The 20,770-nt window shown below is 38.5% G+C and carries 16 protein-coding genes; 8 read left to right on the top strand and 8 right to left on the bottom strand.

Features of this window, described 5'->3' with window-relative positions; all coding sequences use genetic code 11:
• The first annotated feature begins 150 nt into the window (after positions 1 to 150).
• Positions 151 to 1,374, top strand: coding sequence for a porin (locus tag BGC7_RS03460; protein ID WP_050700175.1), 1,224 nt, complete (start codon positions 151 to 153; stop codon positions 1,372 to 1,374).
• Positions 1,375 to 1,416: 42 nt separating this feature from the next.
• Complete coding sequence (locus BGC7_RS03465) at positions 1,417 to 2,313, top strand: YncE family protein (protein ID WP_050700176.1); 897 nt, start codon at positions 1,417 to 1,419, stop codon at positions 2,311 to 2,313.
• Between the two features lie 263 nt (positions 2,314 to 2,576).
• Here the strand turns inward: BGC7_RS03465 and BGC7_RS03470 are convergent, their stop codons facing one another.
• Positions 2,577 to 3,860, bottom strand: coding sequence for an MFS transporter (locus BGC7_RS03470; protein ID WP_050700177.1), 1,284 nt, complete (start codon positions 3,858 to 3,860; stop codon positions 2,577 to 2,579).
• A 601-nt stretch (positions 3,861 to 4,461) separates the two neighbouring features.
• On the opposite strand from BGC7_RS03470, the gene BGC7_RS03475 reads away from it, so the two are divergent.
• From BGC7_RS03475 to rpiB, 3 genes are all read left to right on the top strand, one after another.
• The gene (locus BGC7_RS03475; RefSeq protein WP_050700178.1) at positions 4,462 to 5,664 is read left to right on the top strand and encodes an L-serine ammonia-lyase; all 1,203 of its coding nucleotides are present in this window, start codon (positions 4,462 to 4,464) and stop codon (positions 5,662 to 5,664) included.
• A gap of 129 nt (positions 5,665 to 5,793) precedes the next feature.
• Complete coding sequence (locus BGC7_RS03480; protein WP_050700179.1) at positions 5,794 to 7,821, top strand: transketolase family protein; 2,028 nt, start codon at positions 5,794 to 5,796, stop codon at positions 7,819 to 7,821.
• Positions 7,822 to 7,834: 13 nt separating this feature from the next.
• Complete coding sequence (gene rpiB / locus BGC7_RS03485; protein ID WP_050700180.1) at positions 7,835 to 8,290, top strand: ribose 5-phosphate isomerase B; 456 nt, start codon at positions 7,835 to 7,837, stop codon at positions 8,288 to 8,290.
• Between the two features lie 54 nt (positions 8,291 to 8,344).
• Here the strand turns inward: rpiB and BGC7_RS03490 are convergent, their stop codons facing one another.
• From BGC7_RS03490 to rfbA, 5 genes are all read right to left on the bottom strand, one after another.
• Positions 8,345 to 10,621: an NADP-dependent malic enzyme gene (locus BGC7_RS03490; protein ID WP_050700181.1), complete on the bottom strand. Its 2,277-nt coding sequence runs from the start codon at positions 10,619 to 10,621 to the stop codon at positions 8,345 to 8,347.
• A gap of 224 nt (positions 10,622 to 10,845) precedes the next feature.
• Positions 10,846 to 11,856 (bottom strand): S41 family peptidase, encoded by a 1,011-nt coding sequence (locus BGC7_RS03495; RefSeq protein ID WP_185112940.1) that lies wholly within the window; start codon positions 11,854 to 11,856, stop codon positions 10,846 to 10,848.
• 20 nt (positions 11,857 to 11,876) lie between these two features.
• Positions 11,877 to 12,674, bottom strand: coding sequence for a glycoside hydrolase family 25 protein (locus BGC7_RS03500; protein ID WP_050700182.1), 798 nt, complete (start codon positions 12,672 to 12,674; stop codon positions 11,877 to 11,879).
• Between the two features lie 2 nt (positions 12,675 to 12,676).
• On the bottom strand, positions 12,677 to 13,225 hold the full coding sequence (gene rfbC, locus BGC7_RS03505; protein WP_050700183.1) for a dTDP-4-dehydrorhamnose 3,5-epimerase: 549 nt from the start codon (positions 13,223 to 13,225) through the stop codon (positions 12,677 to 12,679).
• Between the two features lie 8 nt (positions 13,226 to 13,233).
• Positions 13,234 to 14,097, bottom strand: coding sequence for a glucose-1-phosphate thymidylyltransferase RfbA (rfbA, locus tag BGC7_RS03510; RefSeq protein WP_050700184.1), 864 nt, complete (start codon positions 14,095 to 14,097; stop codon positions 13,234 to 13,236).
• Positions 14,098 to 14,224: 127 nt separating this feature from the next.
• On the opposite strand from rfbA, the gene BGC7_RS03515 reads away from it, so the two are divergent.
• The 3 genes from BGC7_RS03515 (at position 14,225) to BGC7_RS03525 (ending at position 18,439) form a co-directional block, all read left to right on the top strand.
• The gene (locus tag BGC7_RS03515; protein ID WP_050700185.1) at positions 14,225 to 16,684 is read left to right on the top strand and encodes an endonuclease MutS2; all 2,460 of its coding nucleotides are present in this window, start codon (positions 14,225 to 14,227) and stop codon (positions 16,682 to 16,684) included.
• Between the two features lie 50 nt (positions 16,685 to 16,734).
• Complete coding sequence (locus tag BGC7_RS03520) at positions 16,735 to 17,424, top strand: NAD(P)H-binding protein (RefSeq protein WP_050700186.1); 690 nt, start codon at positions 16,735 to 16,737, stop codon at positions 17,422 to 17,424.
• Positions 17,425 to 17,683: 259 nt separating this feature from the next.
• Positions 17,684 to 18,439, top strand: a complete 756-nt coding sequence (locus tag BGC7_RS03525) for an META domain-containing protein (protein ID WP_185112941.1) — start codon at positions 17,684 to 17,686, stop codon at positions 18,437 to 18,439.
• A 75-nt stretch (positions 18,440 to 18,514) separates the two neighbouring features.
• Here BGC7_RS03525 and BGC7_RS03530 read toward each other — a convergent pair whose 3' ends face one another.
• Positions 18,515 to 19,348, bottom strand: coding sequence for a DUF4595 domain-containing protein (locus BGC7_RS03530; RefSeq protein WP_050700188.1), 834 nt, complete (start codon positions 19,346 to 19,348; stop codon positions 18,515 to 18,517).
• A gap of 238 nt (positions 19,349 to 19,586) precedes the next feature.
• On the bottom strand, positions 19,587 to 20,762 hold the full coding sequence (gene uxuA / locus BGC7_RS03535) for a mannonate dehydratase (protein WP_050700189.1): 1,176 nt from the start codon (positions 20,760 to 20,762) through the stop codon (positions 19,587 to 19,589).
• Between the last annotated feature and the right edge of the window lie 8 nt (positions 20,763 to 20,770).

A 20,770-nucleotide genomic window follows, 5' to 3' on the forward strand; every position in this document is an offset into this window, starting at 1 on the left:
CTTACTCTAAAAAAGTTTAACAATATGACATACACTTTCAACACCCTAATAGCAGGAGTTTCTCGTTGAAGGATATTCTCCCATATTAGAAGTTGATAAATAATACAACACTAATTCTTTATTAAATACATAACTTAAATTGGCTATATTATGAGAAAAAAGATTCTATTAAGAGCATTAATGATTAGCTGTGCTTTCTTTCTATGCACATTTGCTAAAGCCGAGCCTGAAAAGGACAAAGAACAAATACCGAACGTAGACAAAGAAATAACGACAACCAAAGCTGAAGTTCCGGACGGAACGACACCCGAAGTGGCTCAGTCTGACAATGACAAACTGATTAGTCAGCTTAGCAAAGTTATTTCAGAATTACCTAAAATATCCGGATATATACAGACCGGATATAACTGGGGCGACAAAAATGGGGACAACAAATCATCGTTTCAGATGAAAAGAATGCGTCTATTTATAGACAAAAAACTATCAGAAAGATTCGATATTAAAGTTCAGTTCGAGTGCTTCTCCGGCTCTCGGGATGGTTCTGTGTACAAAAAGAAAGTAATCACAGTAATGGACGCTTTTGTAAATGCACACATAAACAAAAACTTACACTTTCGTGCAGGTCAATACTACCTACCACTTGGTTTCGAAAACTATGATATTTCTCCAGCCACACTGGAAACTGTAGACTTTTCGAATATATGCTACCGCATAGTATGTCGTAATGCTGTAAACAGTCCTGATCTTATCGATTATGGTAGAGATATAGGCGTGATGGCATATGGAGACCTTTTCGAGAATCAAGATAAAGGATTTAGTTATTTGAGTTACAATTTATCATTAACCAATGGATACATCCCTACTTTAGATGACGAAAACAAGACTAAAGACCTTGTAGGCCGCCTTACATTACGCCCTATCAAAGACATACGCATTATGGGTTCTTACAACTGGGGCGAATACAAAGGTACAAGCAAAGAAGGTACCCCTAGCAACTATCTACAGACCAATCGTTATGTAGTTGGAGCATGGTATCAAAGTCCGATCGGATTGAACATAAGAACAGAATACGGACGCGTCAGAAGCAGCGAAGCAAACGTGAAAGAAGAGGGCCTTTATGTTCTTGCATCGTACAATATCGGAAAGATTATGCCGGTTGCACGCTGGGACATGTACAGGGATAAGATAAATGAAACATCTCTCAACAATAAGGATAATCTTCTTTTAGGTTGTACTTACGAAGTATCAAAGAATTTTAAACTTCAGGCTAATTATATACACAGCATTTATACAGACAAAGCCAAAGACTATACTCTAAACGGAAAAACAGGTTCAGGAAACAGTCTGCAAATTATGTGTATTGCCAAATTCTAATACCAAAAGATATATTTATTAACGACTTAATTATTTTTTATTATGAACAAGCTCTTTTTAATTCTGACAATGCTCTTCATAGGCATAACAGTAAGTGCTCAACACATAGGTACTGAATACCGCCTAAAAAAAGTGATCCCTGTAGAAGGTCGTCAAGGCATTGCTATTGATGATAAATACTACTATGTTTCAAGCTCTACAGCTCTTTATAAATATGATAAACAGGGTAAACTTTTGTTGAAAAACGAAACACCTTTCAAAGGATTGAAACTTGATGCTAATCACTTTGGAGACATAGATATTTGGAATGGAGAATTATACTGTGGCATCGAGATGTTTATGGATGGCCGCGGCAAAAACATTCAGATAGCAATATACGATGCTGAAACACTTACTTACAAACGTTCACTCGATTGGGATCCGGCATCTGGTCAGGTAGAGGCATCAGGTCTTGCTGTCGATCGTGAACGCAACATGGTTTGGATATCAGACTGGGTTGACAGTCGCTATGTTTATTGCTACAGCCTAGAAACAGGTAAATACTATACAAAAATGCAATGTCGCCCTACCCCATACTGGTGTCAAGGTATCTTTATAGCTGACAACACTATGCTTTTCTCTGCCGACGATGGTGAATCTACTTTCCATATAGCAGACTGCATCTACAAAGCCGATATCAGCAATGTACCATACACAGGCATTAAAGACGGACAAGCTGCCGGAGCAATGGCTGGAAAACTGGAACTGTTCCGTGAGATGACAGACTTTAGACGTGCCGGTGAAATAGAAGGATTATCTATAGATCCTACAAACGACAATCTGGTTGTATTAAACAATCGTGGTGTACAAATTATACTTGGTATGCCAAAAGGACCTTTCTCTGAAGAAGGTTATACTAAAGAGATACATGAACTATATGTGTACGAAAAAGTAAAATAATCTGAGATTAATATATTTCATAAAAGAGGTTGTCTCAAAAGGACAACCTCTTTTTTATAGGTACACATTGTTATAAAAAAGCTCACTGTAGTATTTGTATCTGTTGGGAGCTGGGCTTTATCTCTTAGATGTCCAATATTGACAACTACAAGGCTATCTCTAATAATTGTAAACAAAACGATCTTTTCTCTTCTAACAACAAAAGGCTGCCTCAAATCTGAGGCAGCCTTTTGTATTTTATAATTTAGAATATACGTGATAGATTATTCTACAGGAATATCTTTATTTACATTTTTAGAACCGATAAGAGCATAGTATAACAAGAATGCTAATCCTATTGCAATTACCCAATAGCTAGATAAGAAACTCAAAGAGTCTGCTACCGATCCTTGAATAAGAGGCAGGATACCTCCACCACATACCATCACCATAAAGATACCTGATGCAGCTTCTGTATATTTACCTAATCCTTCTACAGCAAGATTGAATATACCTCCCCACATGATAGAAGTACAAAGGCCACACAATACAAGCAACATCACATTAACAGGCACAGCAGCCAGACCAAACGAAATATCAGATTGGAATACAGGCATACTTACTTGTATTGATGTAGGTAGGAATATAGCAAGCAACACAAATACCAAACCTAGTGTAGACGCCAAAGAAAGCATCGCTTTACTTGAAACTTTTGCGCCAACAGCAGCACCTAACAGACGTCCAATAAGCATAAGAAACCAATATGTACCAACAACAGTACCTGCTGTAGTAGTATCTATACCTAAACCTCCTTTATCTGCACCCTCTGTCATAAATAAGTTTGCGATATTAGGAATACCAACTTCAACTCCAACATAAACGAAGATAGCTACAGCTCCTAATATAAAGTGGCGAAACGAAAGAGCGCTGTGTTTTGATTTCTCTGTAGAAACAGCTGCTTTTTCGAGACGTGGCTCAGGAATATTAACGAAGAACAATACAAGGAATGCCAACACGAAAATACCCATTGCGATAAATAATGCAGGATTTGCATCTTTGATAGTAGCCTGAGCTGCATTACCGATAAGGTAACCAACAAGTACAGGAACAATAGTAGCCATTAATGAGTTGAACGAACCTCCAACCTGAATCAGCTGGTTTCCTTTGTTACCGCCACCACCAAGAGTGTTCAACATCGGATTTACTACTGTATTCAACATACACATAGAGAATCCGGCAACAAAAGCACCAAGAAGATAAATAACGAAACTTTCAGCTTGTCCCGAAAGGAACTGGATACCAACACCAAAGAAACCCACGGCGATAGCAGCCAAAGCTGTTTTCTTATAACCTATTCTTTGCAAAAGCATACCTGCCGGGTATCCCATAAAAGCATAGGCAATAAAGTTTGCCGCATTCCCTAACTGCGACATGAAGTTGGAAGCACCGAACTGGCTCTTTACGATGATTCCCATCGGGTTTTGTAGACCTGTTACAAATGAGATCATCCCAAAAAGGGCGATCATCATAATAATAGGCAATACATAATTTTTCTTTTCTGTACTCATGATTAATTTTACATTAGATTGTTATTTAAGTTATATCATTTTATAATTTTATAGTTCTTCATCTACAAAAGCATTAGATTCTCTCTTAGAGAACTCAAGGAGTAATTAAATAAAAATAACTCAATTACCCCTTGATTCTCTACGGATACAGATGTACCCAAATTCATGGTCTTTTGGTTAAGTGAAGATTGTTCTCGTAAAAAACAACGTAAAAATACTTATCTCTTTTCATCCTCCGTTCTTAAAAAATGTGTTGTATAACATATAATTTATGCAAAGTTTTTCATTTCTTTTTATACCATCATGTTAATCATTTAATAACTATTTCTAGCTTTTTGTTTACGGGCAAAATACCTCAACAAACATACTTTCAGATTATCAATCTATTACATTGTCTCAAAATATAAATATGTCAAAAAACAACAAAAGAAGTAGAAATACTTACTCTTCGAAACAAAGGAAAAGATTACTTTCCATACCAATATTTATAAAACCGAAGCGATTTAATCTTTAACAATATTTAATATTACTATTTTTGTATTTGAATAAAATAAAAACCCTATCTTAATAAAAGTGTTATAGATAAAAGCAATATTAAAATATGGATTCAATTCGCAATTTGTACAAAATTGGTCACGGACCATCGAGTAGTCATACAATGGCTCCTCAAAAAGCGGCGCAAAGGTTTAAAGACAATAATCCTGACGTATCTTCTTTTCGGGTTACATTGTATGGTAGCCTTGCCGCTACAGGAAAAGGGCATATGACCGATATAGCAATTATTGACACATTGTTACCATATACAACAGAAATAGTCTGGGAACCGGAAATCGTATTACCTTTCCATACCAATGGTATGAAATTTGAAGCTATAAAAGAAGGGAAACCTATTAACGAATGGATTGTATATAGCATTGGAGGTGGAGACCTATCCGAAGGAGAAAATCGGGTAGAGCAACCGTCTTTATATGATAAAACTCTAATGAAATCTATCCTGAAATGGTGTCAGGAAACAGGAAAAACCTTTTGGGAGTATGTAGAAGACACCGAAGACAAAGATATATATGAATACCTGCTCACAGTATGGAAAACAATGGAAGCAGCCATACAAAGAGGTCTCGACAGCGAAGGACTACTTCCCGGAGGATTGGGGCTACAACGTAAATCATCTATGTACTATGTCAAATCGAGAGGTTATCAAGGTTCGATGAAAAGCAGAGCACTCATATACTCCTACGCTTTAGCCGTATCGGAAGAAAATGCCAGTGGCAATATAATTGTCACAGCTCCCACATGCGGATCGAGCGGAGTTTTGCCTGCTGTACTGTACCATCTGAAAATGAATCATAACTTTAGTGATACAAAGATAGTAAGAGCTCTGGCTACAGCTGGTCTTATAGGTAATCTCGTAAAATTTAATGCTTCTGTATCGGGAGCCGAAGTAGGCTGTCAGGGAGAAGTTGGCGTAGCATGTGCAATGGCTGCCGGAGCTGCATGTCAGCTATTCGGAGGATCGCCTCAACAGATAGAGTACGCAGCAGAAATGGGGCTGGAACATCACCTCGGACTGACCTGCGACCCTATATGCGGACTGGTGCAAATACCATGTATCGAACGTAACGCTTTTGCTGCCGCAAGAGCTCTCGACTCTTGCTCTTTTGCTATGCTATCGGACGGAAAGCATCTTATAAATTTCGACAAGGTAGTGCGCACAATGGAACAAACAGGACACGACCTGCCAAGCCTCTACAAAGAAACTTCTGCCGGAGGCTTAGCCATTAATATCAATCAACTGGACGATTGAACAAAGCATAATAGAAGTATGAAATAATAAATGATTATTTTAAATAACGCCATGTTGTTTATTATTTTATATCGCTCAGATTTCTTACTTTTGTAAAAGCAAGTATAAAATTTATCCCAATATACAATTATGAATGACATTAAGCTATTGAACAAAGCTGCGGATAATATCCGCATACTAGCGGCCGCAATGGTCGAGAAGGCGAAATCGGGTCATCCCGGAGGCGCAATGGGAGGTGCAGACTTTATAAACGTACTGTTCTCTGAATTTCTAGTATACGATCCGCAAAATCCAACATGGGAGGGACGAGACCGCTTCTTTTTAGATCCGGGACATATGTCTCCTATGTTATATTCTACACTTTCTTTTATCGGGAAGTTCTCAATGGACGATTTGCAACAGTTTCGCCAATGGGGAAGCGTTACACCCGGCCATCCGGAAAGAGATGTCGTTCGTGGTATAGAAAACACATCCGGTCCGCTGGGACAAGGACACACTTTTGCCGTAGGAGCAGCTATTGCAGCCAAATTCCTTAAAGCCCGCTTCGGGAACTGCATGGATCAGACAATATATGCTTACATTTCCGATGGTGGAATACAAGAAGAAATATCTCAGGGTGCAGGACGTACAGCAGGTCATTTAGGACTTGACAATCTTGTAATGTTCTTCGACTCGAATGGCATTCAGCTTTCGTCCAAAACCAAAGATGTAACCGACGAAGACACAGCCGCAAAATACAAAGCATGGGGATGGCGTGTGATTACAATAGATGGCAACAACCCTACTGAAATCAGGGCAGCGCTAACCGAGGCAAAACTAGAAAAAGAAAGACCAACCCTTATTATAGGTAATACTGTAATGGGAAAAGGTGCACGTAAACAAGACGGATCGAGTTTCGAAAATGAAACAGAAACTCATGGTCAGCCACTAAGTGCAGCAGGAGCTTGTTTCGATACTACTATCAAAGATCTGAATGGTGATCCTCAAAATCCATTTACAATATTCCCCGAAACAAAAGAGCTTTATGCAAAACGTGAAATAGAGCTTAACGATATAGTAGCCAAAAAGAAAGCAGAAAAAGAAGCATGGGCAAAGAGCAATCCGGAACTAGCTTCAAAAATGCAAAAATGGTTTGATGGCTACACTCCTAATATAGATTGGGAAGCTATAGAACAAAAGCCAAATCAGGCAACACGTGCTGCTTCTGCTACAGTGTTAGGCATACTTGCGCAGAAAGCTGAAAACATGATAGTGGCTTCTGCCGACCTGTCTAATTCGGACAAGACAGACGGTTTCTTGAAAAAGACTTCTATATTCAAAAAAGGAGATTTCTCCGGAGCATTTCTTCAACCGGGTGTATCTGAGCTAACAATGGCATGTCTTTGCATTGGTATGACATTGCACGGAGGCGTAATAGCGGCTTGTGGTACATTCTTCGTATTCTCTGACTATATGAAACCGGCTATCCGCTTGGCTGCGTTGATGGAACTACCGGTTAAGTTTATCTGGACACATGATGCATTCCGTGTAGGAGAAGATGGCCCTACCCACGAACCGGTAGAGCAAGAAGCCCAAATACGTTTGTTGGAGAAACTACAGAATCACCATGGACATAATTCTATGTTGGTACTTCGTCCGGCAGATGTTACAGAAGCTACAGTAGCATGGAAAATGGCAATGGAGAATACTTCGACTCCTACAGGATTGATTTTCTCTCGTCAGAACATAAATGATCTTCCGTCTAAGGAGAATCGCTATAAAGAAGCTCTGCAAACCGAAAAGGGAGCATACATAGTACAAGATGAAGACAATTATGATGTAATATTATTAGCTTCGGGTTCGGAAGTATCCACGCTTGTAGATGGAGCTAAACTACTCAAAGAAGATGGAGTAAAAGTACGTATCGTATCGGTTCCTTCCGAAGGCCTATTCCGCACTCAAAGCAAAGAGTATCAAGAGCAAGTACTTCCTTACAACAAGAAGAAGTTTGGGCTTACAGCAGGTCTGCCTGTAACACTCGAAGGCTTGGTTGGAGACAAAGGACGTATATGGGGACTCAATTCATTCGGCTTCTCGGCTCCTTATAAGGTATTGGATGAGAAACTGGGTTTCACAGCCGATAATGTATACAAACAGGTAAAAGAATTTTTGAAATAAATCACTATAAATCATGAGCATATTTCCACAAGGAGAAAAGCCCATTGGGCTGGCAAGTGATCATGCAGGTTTTGCCATAAAGAAATATATAGTAAACCTTTTTGACGAAAAAGGAATCAAATATATTGACTTTGGAACCTACGGAACGGAGAGTGTAGACTATCCCGACTTTGCACACAAGCTGGGTACGGCTATAGATAATAAAGAATGTGATTTTGGTATTGCTATCTGTGGCACAGGTAACGGTATTAATATGGCTCTGAATAAGCATCAATCTGTAAGAAGCGCATTGTGCTGGAATACAGAAATAACGAGACTGACAAGAGCTCATAATAATGCTAACATATTAACGTTGCCCGGTCGAATTATTTCGCAACAAGAGGCCTACGATATGATAGTTGTCTTTTTCAATACCGAATTTGAAGGAGGCAGACATCAGTCCAGAATAGATAAAATACCTTGCGCCTAAATACAAAAAAGCGGCTATTAATCAATAGCCGCTTTTTTTATATTATACAAAACTTTATTCTTTTACATTTGCAATAGCATCTACAACTGCAACTGCCGTAAGATTAACTATATCTCTAACCGAACTTTCAATATCTGTAAAATGAACAGCCTTGCGCAATCCCATCTGAATAGGACCAAGACTTTCCCCGGCAATACCCAATTCCATTAGTAATTTACTAGAAATGTTAGCTGAACTCAAATTAGGGAATATCAGTGTATTTACATCCTTACCCTTTAAGCTATTGAAGGGGAAAGCTCTATCTCTCAAATCTTTATTCATAGCAAAATTAAGTTGCATTTCACCATCTATAATAAAGTCGGGATAACTCTCATGAAAATATTTCACTGCATCAGAGATACTTTTGGGGCTACCATCATTATCTGCACCATAGTTGGAAAATGAAAGCATCGCCATTATCGGTTCTGTTGCAAAATATGTAACGGCATCATGAGTCAGCTTCACTATCTCGATCAAAACCTCTTTATCAGGCCAACGATTGATTAAGGTATCAGCTAAAAAGTAAGGGCCTTTTTTTGTCTGCACAATATGCATTGCCGCAAAATGTTTGCATCCAGGTTTCAGACCGATAACTTCAAGTGCTGTATTGGCAAACTCTCGATAATGGCTGTATATACCGGTTATAGCAGCATCTGCATCTCCGGTTTCGACCATCATCATACCAAAATAATTACGGTCACTCATTTTCTCAAAAGCCTCCTGAAAACGAATACCTTCTCTCGATTTCTTCTCGCTCAATAATTGTGCATAGCGACTACGACGTACGTCTTCCGATATATTCCTATGATCTATTATCTGAACTCCGTTCAAATCAATACCATTATCTTTTGCTATATTTCTGATTCGTTCTTCACTACCTAACAAAATAGGATGACACAGCCCGTCCTTTTGTGAAATAATAGCAGCCTTAATCATATTGATGTGATTGCCTTCGCAATAAACCACACGCTTAGGCTCACTCTTTGCTACAGCTGTCAGACGATGAATCATTTTGTTACTATAGCCCATCATTTCAGATATGCGACTTTCGTACTCATCCCAATCTTCAATCACCCTGCGTGCAACACCGCTATTTATAGCTGCTTTTGCTACAGCAACAGATACTGCTGTAAGCAATCGGGGATCTAAAGGCTTGGGTATGATATAGTCACGACCAAAGTGTAGCTTTTTTATCTGATATGCAGTATTTATAACATCAGGTACTAACTCCCTTGCTAGGTCGGCAATAGCCCTTGATGCAGCCAATTTCATTTCTTCGTTAATAGCTGTTGCCCTCACATCTAACGCTCCTCTGAAAATATAAGGAAATCCTAAAACGTTATTCACCTGATTAGGATAATCGGAACGCCCGGTAGCAAATATAAGGTCATCGCGCGAAGCCATAGCCTCATCATATGATATTTCAGGATTAGGATTTGCCAAAGCAAAAACAATAGGATCCTGTTTCATCGTACGAATCATTTCTTTGGTCAACACATCGGCTTTTGACAGGCCAAGAAAAACATCAGCACCGACAATAGCTTCTTCCAATGTTTCTAAATCGCTATCAACAGCAAAACATCTTTTAGTTTCGTTCAGATCTTTGCGTCGGGTATTTATCACACCCTTACTATCGCACATTACAATATTCTCTTTCTGAACACCAAACTTCATATACAGATTTGTACAAGCAATGGCAGATGCACCGGCACCGTTCACGACAAGTTTAATCTTCGTTATATCTTTTTTGGCTATCTCCAGTGCATTGATAAGCGCAGCAGCCGATATAATAGCGGTTCCGTGCTGATCGTCATGCATTACAGGAATATCCAATTCTTCTTTCAGTCTTCTTTCTATCTCGAAGCATTCGGGAGCTTTTATGTCTTCCAGATTGATCCCTCCAAAAGTTGGGGCTATTGCCTTTACTGTTTGTATAAATTTGTCCGGATCAACTTCATCAACTTCTATATCGAAAACATCGATACCGGCAAAAATCTTAAACAACAAACCTTTGCCCTCCATTACAGGCTTACCGGCTAATGCACCAATATCACCCAATCCTAAAACCGCCGTACCATTAGATATGACAGCCACCAAATTCCCTTTAGCCGTATAGTCATAGGCCATCTGAGGACTTTTTTCTATCTCAAGACATGGTTCAGCAACACCAGGCGAATACGCCAACGACAAGTCAAATTGTGTACTATGAGGTTTAGTAGGAACAACTTCTATTTTTCCCGGCCTTCCAGATGAATGGTATCTCAAGGCAGCCTCTTTTGTTACTTTAGGCATAGTTTATAAAATTTTATCGAAGTAGAAAAACTAACACTTAATTACTAGCTTATACCGAAACAAATATACGTAAAAGAGATGTCATAAAATCAGAAATCAGCAAATAATTAATACAAAAAGAAATGTTCTATAGCATATTGAAAGAATACAACAGACCAATATGGATCATTTGCTAATACATAGGCTTCAAAAAGTCAATTAATTTATTCTATTTCAGACTTATTTTATTTTGCCTCACTTTTTATTATTTCACGGGCTTTTTCTATTATCGAGTCCACCCCTTTAGCCATGTCTTCCTCTGACATATCAATTTTATATTCCGGTTTAGGATCTATTCCAAACTCGATTTGATTACCTTCTGCGTCGAGCATCGGTGATGCTGAAAAACGAACCGACCATCCATTAGGAAGCTCGGAAGAGAAAGGCATGCCGCTACCTCCTCCAGTTTTATCTCCCAACAAAATAGCATTCGGAGCATAACGCATCGCACTCACAAAGTCATTGGCAGCACTGTAACAGCTTCGGTTTATAAGAACAACGACTGTTTTCTGATACCTTACACCCTTAGAGGGCTCAACATACAATTCGTATGGCTTGGAAAAATCGTTATGACCTTTACCTGTCTTATGTTGCATATAGCCCACCAAAGTTTTCTCGTTAAAGAAATGGGATGCAAGCTTATCGCTATTAGTAAGCAGGCCGCCACCATTGTCTCTGATATCAAGAATTATACCATCACATACAGCCATACGGTCTAACACCTGATTTATATTAGCTTCTCCGATGCCACTCGAAAAGCTTCCATAATATATATACCCGGTATTATCGTCCAAAATCTTATATTTCAGCCCACTGGCTATGCTATAATCTGTACCCAGATAGTTCTTTTGTATTTTAGTATCAAAGTTATCGGGATAGTCTTCAAACCACTTCCAATAACGTGCTACATCGTGATTCGCTACCAAATTCACATGCCCGTCTTTTAGCTCTGCCAACATTTCTCCAAGAACGGCAAACAAGGCATCATTATCCATTTTTTCACTAATACGGACAGAATATCGTTCATAAACATCATTCCAATCCACTTCTTTATAATTGAAAAAGCAATAATGTTCATCTATAATTTTCCATAGAGCTTCGAAATTTCCCTGCTTCGAGTTTTCGAAACGATCTTCGTCAAAACAAGAAAGACAGGCAATACTCAAAAATAAATAAGCAATAATTCGGCACTTCATCGGTTATTTCTTTAAAGGCATCAAGGTAGTAATAATTCTTTAAATTCATTAAAAGAATAGCGGTAGTAATTAAGATCGACATGTCCGTCAATTCCCGGAAGCTCCCCTTTATGAGAGAACTGCCATATTCTCCATTTATCGAGATCTTTAGACGGTTCGTTTTGCAAATCGCACATCCAGATTATATTATCCCCGAAGTTTCCTTTTATATATAGTTTATAACAATCTCGATTGGTATAAATGATAGGGTGAACTCCAAAATGCTCATAAAGCTCATTTTCCAAAACCTTTAATTCATTCACTACCAGAGCTACATATTTCTTGTCTTTACTGTAGGGGTTGGCAGGAGAATGTTCTACATCTATGGCAGGGATAAGGTCTCCACTATTAAATTTAGCAGTCTTAAGAAAATGATCTGCCTGCTCTTTGCCTGATAAAGCAAATGTATAGAAATGATAGGATCCTACTTTTACATTTGCTTCTCTTGCCAATTCATAGTTGTAAGGATAATTCCTATCCAGATGAGAATTTCCTTCTGTAGACTTCAGATAAGCAAACGTAATATTTTGTTCGAGTACACTATTCCAATTGAGAATTGGGTTGTGATGTGATACATCAATACCTTTCACGAAATACTTGTCGGAGTCGAAAGTTTCGGATTCAGACAAATAATCTTTTACGATAAATAATCCGACTAAAACAAGGCATAATACAAGAACAGACGACAGTGCCAGTTTCTTGCGTATCCGATTAGAATTTGAGCGTCTGACTGTTCTCCTAGGTTTTCTTTTGCGCTTACTATTTGCTTTCTTTGCCATACTTAGCCAAACAGAACAGCTTCTGATAATATCTGACCAATCTTATCTTTTGCAGACAAAATCAGATCAGACTCTTTCACTCCCCAATCGACACCTACCGAGGGGTCATTCCACAATAACGTGGCTTCATGCTCCCGAGAATATACATTGTCTACTTTGTACGAAAAGATAGCCTCATCACTCAATACTAGAAAGCCATGAGCAAATCCACGAGGAACAAACAATTGCTTCTTATTGTCTTCCGTCAACTCTACGGTTACATGCTTACCAAAAGAAGGTGAAGACTTCCGCAAGTCGACAACAACATCCAGCACCCGACCTTTCAGCGCTCTAACCAGTTTGGCCTGAGAATAACTCCCTGTTTGGTAATGAAGCCCTCTCAGTACTCCTTTTGTAGATCGGGATTCATTATCTTGTATAAAATTAACCCGACCTATATGTTCTTCAAAAATATCTTTTTTGTATGATTCCATAAAGTAGCCCCTTTCATCGGTAAATACTTTAGGCTCGATAATCCATACACCTTTAATCTCCTGCTCTGTAAATTTCATTATTCTTTTTAGTCTATTAAACTAAGTATATATTGTCCGTAAGCGGTCTTTTCTAATCTCCTACCCAGATCGGACAACTGACTATCACTGATCCATTTATTGCGCCAAGCAATTTCTTCGATACAAGAAATATAAAAGCCTTGCCTGTTTTGTATAGTTTCTACATAATTACCCGCTTCGAGCAAACTATCGCAATTACCTGTATCGAGCCATGCAAATCCTCGCCCGAACAATTGAACCTGAAGATTTCCTTCTTCAAGATAACATTTATTCAGATCGGTAATTTCATATTCTCCTCTTGCCGAAGGCTTCAGACTCCGAGCCTTTTCACCGACAGTATTATCATAGAAATAAAGACCGGGAACAGCATAGTTCGATTTCGGCTTTTCAGGCTTCTCTTCCAACGATATAACTTTGCCGTCATCATCAAATTCTACTACACCATAAGCTCTAGGATCCTTCACATAGTATCCAAATATACAAGCTCCTTTATTGATAGAGGCAGCTTCTTTCAGCATTCGAGAAAAACCTTGTCCGTAAAACATATTGTCGCCTAGAATAAGACAACCCGATTCTCCTCCCAAAAACTGCTCACCCAACACAAAAGCCTGCGCCAGCCCATTAGGCACTTCCTGAACTATATACTCGAAGCGCATGCCCAAGTCTTCGCCCGAACCAAGAAGTTCTTTGAACATAGGTAAATCCCGCGGGGTAGATATTATGAGTATCTCGCGGATACCTGCAAGCATAAGAGTAGAAAGTGGATAATAAATCATCGGCTTATCATACACAGGCATGATTTGCTTCGAAATAGCCTTCGATAAAGGGTAGAGGCGTGTAGCGCTTCCTCCGGCAAGGATAATACCTTTCATACGAACTTATTTTAGAATTTATGCAAATATAGCTGTAAAATGAGGAAAAACAGCCATTTAATTTGATATAGTTATTAAATAATAATATATCAATTGCTTATCTTTGCATCCCTAAAAGTAATAAAACGTGATTTATCCCGAAAATTTCGAATCGAAAATAGGATTCGACAAAATACGCCAACAGCTTGTTGCTAAATGCTTAAGTCCCCTTGGCGAAGAAAAAGTAGAGGAAATGAATTTCTCTGCCAATTATACAGATATTACCGCTGCTCTTTCTCAAACAGAAGAGTTTATTCGCATAATACAAGAGGAAGATAGCTTCCCTACGAATTATTTTATTGATGTACGCTATTCGCTTCGCAATATAAGAGTGGAGGGTACATGGATAGACGAAAGTGCACTTTTCAATCTGAGATGCTCACTGCAAACAATACGTGATATAGTTGCTTTTCTGAAAAAGGAAGAGGAGGAAAATACACCCTACCCTTTCCTTTTCGCATTGGCAGGAGAGGTTGTAGTATTTCCTCAGCTGATAAGTAAAATAGATAATATTCTCGATAAATTCGGGAGAATAAAAGACAATGCTTCTCCTGAACTGGGACGGATACGGAAAGATATAGCACGTATATCGGGTGGCATATCCAAGAGTCTGAACTCGATACTGAGAGCTGCGCAGAGCGAAGGGCTTGTAGAAAAAGATGTGGCTCCTACAATGAGAGATGGACGTCTGGTAATACCCGTTGCTCCTGCCTTCAAGAGAAAAATAAAAGGTATAGTGCATGACGAATCGGCTACAGGAAAGACCGTATTTATAGAGCCTGCCGAAGTTGTTGAAGCAAACAATCAGATACGTGAGCTGGAGGGTGACGAACGTCGTGAGATAGTCAAAATACTGATCGCTTTTACCGACATACTGCGTCCTCTAGTACCCGATATTTTACAGTCTTATGAGTTTTTGGCTATGATAGATTTCATAAGGGCAAAAGCAATATTCGCTATAGACCTCAACGCCATTAAGCCCACATTGGAAGACAAACAGATAATAAGGTGGTACAGAGCCAAGCATCCGCTACTCTTCATTTCGCATCGTAAACAGAATAAGGAGATAGTGCCTCTCGACATAGAACTGGAAGAAGAAAATCGCCTGTTGATTATCTCGGGACCAAATGCCGGAGGTAAATCCGTTTGTCTGAAAACCGTAGGCTTATTGCAGTTCATGGTTCAGTGCGGGTTGCCAATCCCTCTTGCCGAGAACTCGATAGTAGGAATATTCGACAATATCTTTATAGATATCGGTGATGAGCAGTCGATAGAAAATGATCTGAGTACGTATAGTTCTCACCTTACCAATATGAAGTATTTCGTCAGAAACTGTGATAATAAAACAATTCTTCTTATCGACGAGTTCGGAGGCGGTACCGAGCCTCAGATTGGTGGTGCAATAGCAGAATCTCTATTGAAACGGTTCAACCAGAGAGGAGCTTTTGGTGTTATAACGACTCACTATCAGAACCTGAAACATTTTGCCAATGAAAACAAAGGCGTTATAAATGGAGCCATGCTATACGACCGACATCTGATGCAGCCATTGTTTACCCTCGCCATAGGCAATCCAGGAAGCTCGTTTGCCATAGAAATAGCCCGCAAGATAGGATTGCCGGAAGATGTGATTGCTGACGCATCCGAAATTGTAGGTAGCGACTATATAAATATGGATAAATATTTACAAGATATAGTCCGCGACAAACGTTATTGGGAAACAAAACGGCAAAATATCAGACAAAAAGAGAAAAAAATGGAGGAGTTGACATCCTCCTACGAATCTGATCTTCTTGCTATAGACAAACAGCGCAAAGAGATCGTTAGACAGGCAAAAGCAGAGGCTGAGCGAATAGTGGCAGAAGCCAATGCTAAAATAGAAAACACTATACGCACTATACGTGAATCGCAAGCAGAAAAAGAAAAGACCAAGCAGGTTAGGCAACAACTAAACGAATTCAGGTCTTCGCTAGACAAAGAAGAAGTAACGGATGATAAAATAGCCCGTAAAATAGAAAAACTAAAGGAGAAAGAAAAGAACAAGAAGAAAAAAGAAAAACGGGAAGAGGTACATAAACAACCGACAATAGCCATAGGTGATAATGTCCGTATAAAAGGACAAACGAGTATAGGTCAGGTAATTGATATACAAAAGGAGACTGCCTCGATAGCCTTTGGTATGATAAAATCGACAGCCAAGCTGGATTCGCTGGAGTATGTGAGCAAGAATCAAGCAAAACAAAACTTTAAGAGCAAAGTAGTGGGTGCCGCTGTAAGTGACGATATGAGAGAAAAGAAACTCAACTTCAAACAAGATATTGATGTGCGAGGTATGCGTGGCGACGAAGCTCTGCAAGCTGTGATGTATTTCATAGACGACGCTATCCTTGTAGGCATGTCCAGAGTCCGCATCCTGCACGGAACAGGTACAGGAGCACTTCGCCAAATTATAAGAGATTACCTGCGTACAGTTTCGGGAGTAAAAAATTATCAGGACGAACATGTACAATTTGGTGGAACAGGCATCACAGTTATTGATTTGGAATAAATGGCACTATTATTGTAACTAATAGATTCATTATCACTTAGAATTATAGAATGACAAAGACAGCAATTATAATAGGAAGTACAGGACTGACAGGCTCTTTATTACTAAAAATATTACTTTCGAGTAATATTTATAATCAAGTTATCAGTTTCGTTCGTAAAGAACTAAAAATATCGCACCCAAAACTCATTCAACATGTTATCGATTTCGACAATCCTGATTCATATCAGGACTTGGTAAAGGGAGATGATATGTTCTGCTGTCTGGGAACAACAATAAAAAAAGCAGGAAGTCAAAAAGCATTCGAAAAAGTAGACTTAGAATACCCTACCCTATTTGCCAAAGCCGCTGCAATAAACGGTGTAAAACAATTTTCTATTATTTCTTCACTGGGAGCAAACCCGCAATCAGGTAATTTCTATCTGAAAACTAAAGGCAGATGCGAAGAAGCTTTACGCGTTTTGGCATTCAAGTCCACATCTATCTTTCGCCCTTCTCTGTTGCTAGGTAATAGAAAAGAGTTTAGAGTCGGAGAAAGACTTGCTGAATATGTAATGCGTATATTCTCCATACTCATGGTAGGCCCTTTAAAAAAGTATCGGGCAATAAAAGCAAAAAGAGTAGCATTTGCAATGTTCCAAATAGCACAAAGCGACAGTGTAGGTTTTCACATATATCAGTCGGATGAAATATCAGACATATATACGGAAGCTAAGAATGAGACTAAATTAAAAATTTAATCATCTAAAGTTATAAAAGAATTTATCACCATATTTCTATACAAAGAAATTGGTATTTTAGATACGAACTAAATGTGGATAATCACGAGGATTACCCTTACAAAATACAGACAAAAGAAATTTATCTCTATCTTTTAAGCACTAAATCAGGCTAATGACAACTACTCTATAATCTTTCACCACGATTCTCAACATTTTTTCACACAAAATGTTATATATAAAAATAAGACAAACTTATTACATAAATAAAAGAAAAATTATGAAAGCTATTAAATTATTATTGATTACGGCAACCGCTGTATTTGCATTCCAGAGCTGTAAAGTGACAAAAAATGCAACAAAAGAACAATTGGAAGACAAGTGGGTACTAAATACAATAAATGGAAAGAAGGCTAGTGATTCTTTTTCTAAAAAACTACCAACTATAACTTTCGACTTCGAGAAAGGAGCAATATCAGGTACTGGAGGATGTAATGGTTTTGGAGGTAGCTTTACATACAAAGATGGAGAATTTACAGGTTCTAAGATTATTTCAACAATGATGTTTTGCGATGGTGTAGACGAATCATCTTATTTCAAATTATTAGACGGAACATCTCACCTTACTATTGCAAATAACAACCTCATATTCTTACAAGATAAAAAGCCAGTACTCATATTTGATCGTGCAGTGCCTCTTAACGAAACCGATTTGGCCGGTAAATGGGAACTTCAATCTCTGAATGGAAAAAGTATAAGCAGCGAAGATGTAACAAAGATGCCTACTCTTGAATTCAACTTTGCAGAAAACCGTCTTGCAGGAAGCGCAGGATGTAATAATTATAACGGCACATTTAGTCTGAGCAATAATGTATTGGATGTGAAACCTCTTGCTGTTACCCGTATGGCATGTTTGAAGATGGAAGTAGAAAACGAATTGGTAAAAGCTTTTACAGGTGCTTTCAACCTTGAGAAAGAGGGTAATACTTTGTTCCTGAAAAAAGACAATAAAACAATTATGACCTTTAGTAAATAAAAATCGACTATAGATATAAAAGAAGAGGTTGTCCAAGTTGGACAACCTCTTTATATTTTATAGTATCAGCAAATATTACCAACCCAAGTTTAGGCTTTCATCATATTCACCATCCATATAGCTTACTTTGGTTGGATAACCTTTTGTATTTAAAGTCCAGTCAAATATATATGTATCACTAGTTGTTTCTCCAACATATTGTTCTGTTTTTTTCAAAGGTAGTTTTTTTGTTGCACGACCAAGTAGACCTGCATAATAAGCGACTTCCATCTCATCTAAATCTGCGCCGAAAGTTATATCAAACAACATAACACATCCCTTATTTTCGATTCCATTAGGATGAGCATCTGATGTATATCCTATCGATGTTGTATAAACGCCTTCACTTTTATCATCAGATTCCATTTTTATTCCTGTTATATTTCCATCTGCATATGTTATGTTAGTAACTTCATTATCTCCCTCACTTCTTTTCATATAGTTCAGCTGTCCATCTCTATTATAGCTAAATTCCCAAGTGTCAGTTGAATTGTCAGCATAGGTTTGTAAAGCTCTACTGGCAAAACCATTTGAACCAATAGCAAATTTAACAGTATAGCTATCTTCAGGGTATTGCAAATCGTTAACTTTCATTATTACAGCAACAGTATTCCCTGTCGATTTCGTTTGTGATGGGTATTCAAAAGTAACTTTTTCTGTAGTACTCAAAACTTCTTCAAGTAACCCATCCGAATTATACTTTATAGTCGAAAGACCAATTGTCTTTGGCAAATCACCTGTAAATACGTTCTTCGGACCAAAGTTAACAGAACTACCCCCTCCTTCGTTATCATCATCGCTACTGCAAGATGAAAAAGTTAAACCTGTAAAAATAAGTGTTAATAAAAATAATAGTTTTGTTGTCTTCATAAGATTTTAATTAATTATACTTAAAATGAATTGTAAATATAAATAATTTTAACGAAACCTCATAACTCCTTTCACATCTGATTTCTTTTTGAAAGTTTCTATAAAGCAGAAAAGAGGTTGTCTATCTTATTTTTAGACAACCTCTTTATCTATATAGAAGCCCGTTTGAGAAGAGCTAACAAAGTAACAGATGAAAATAAGAGAATTCTGTTACTTTTGTCACTTTTTAGTGAAAAAATTATTTTGCATACAAAGTCTTAGCAATACCTACTTCTAAGCCGCGAAGCTCAGCTAAACCTCTCAGGCGACCAATACAAGAATATCCGGGATTGGTTTTCTTATTCAGGTCATCAATCATTTGGTGTCCATGATCGGGACGGAAAGGAATAGATATGTTACGCTTTTGCTGTATTTCGAGGAAGCCTTTCATTACACCATACATATCCACATCGCCTTCCAAATGGTTCGCTTCGTAGAAGTTACCCTCTGCATCACGCTGAGTAGAACGCAAATGCACAAAGTTTACCCTATCGCCTAAGCGCTTAATCATATTTGGTAAATCGTTGTCTGCTCTTACTCCGAACGATCCGGTACAGAAACATAATCCGTTAGACTGGTTAGGCACTGCGGCAATCAACTTGTTGAAGTCAGATTCGGTACTCAGAATACGAGGAAGACCTAGAATAGCATAAGGAGGATCATCGGGATGAATAGCCAGCTTCGCGCCAACCTCATCGGCAACAGGTGCAATTTCACTCAAGAAATAGATAAGATTGGAACGTAAGCGCTCTGCATCAGTTCCGGCATATCTATCCAATTGAGCCTGAAACTCTTCTAAGGTAAAGCTTTCTTCAGCCCCCGGAAGTCCTGCAATCATATTGCGTACAAGCAAGTCTTTTTCATCCTGCGACATTGATTCGTAGCGGGCTTTCGCTTTTGCGATATCTTCGGCAGAATAGTCTTTTTCGGCACCCGGACGCTTGAGGATGAACAATTCAAATGCCATGAAGGCAGCACGTTCAAATCTTAATGCTTTAGAACCATCAGGCATTGTATAGGCAAGATCGGTGCGAGTCCAGTCCAATACAGGCATAAAGTTGTAAGTAATAATCGTCACGCCACACTTTGCCAAGCTGCGTATACTTTCTTTGTAGTTTTCAATATATTGCTTGTAATTGCCTTCTTGAGTCTTAATGTGCTCATGCACAGGAATACTCTCTACTACAGACCATGTAAGACCTGCCTTTTCAATCATGTCAACACGTTTTTGGACTTCTTCTACAGTCCATACTTCTCCGTTTTTGATATGATGAAGAGCTGTTACTATACCGGTAGCTCCGGCTTGTTTTATATCGGCAAGTGCCACCGGATCGTTCGGCCCGTACCAACGCCATGTTTGTTCACTTAGTATCATTGTTTATG

This window comes from Dysgonomonas sp. BGC7 (assembly GCF_001261735.1).
Classification (GTDB): domain Bacteria; phylum Bacteroidota; class Bacteroidia; order Bacteroidales; family Dysgonomonadaceae; genus Dysgonomonas.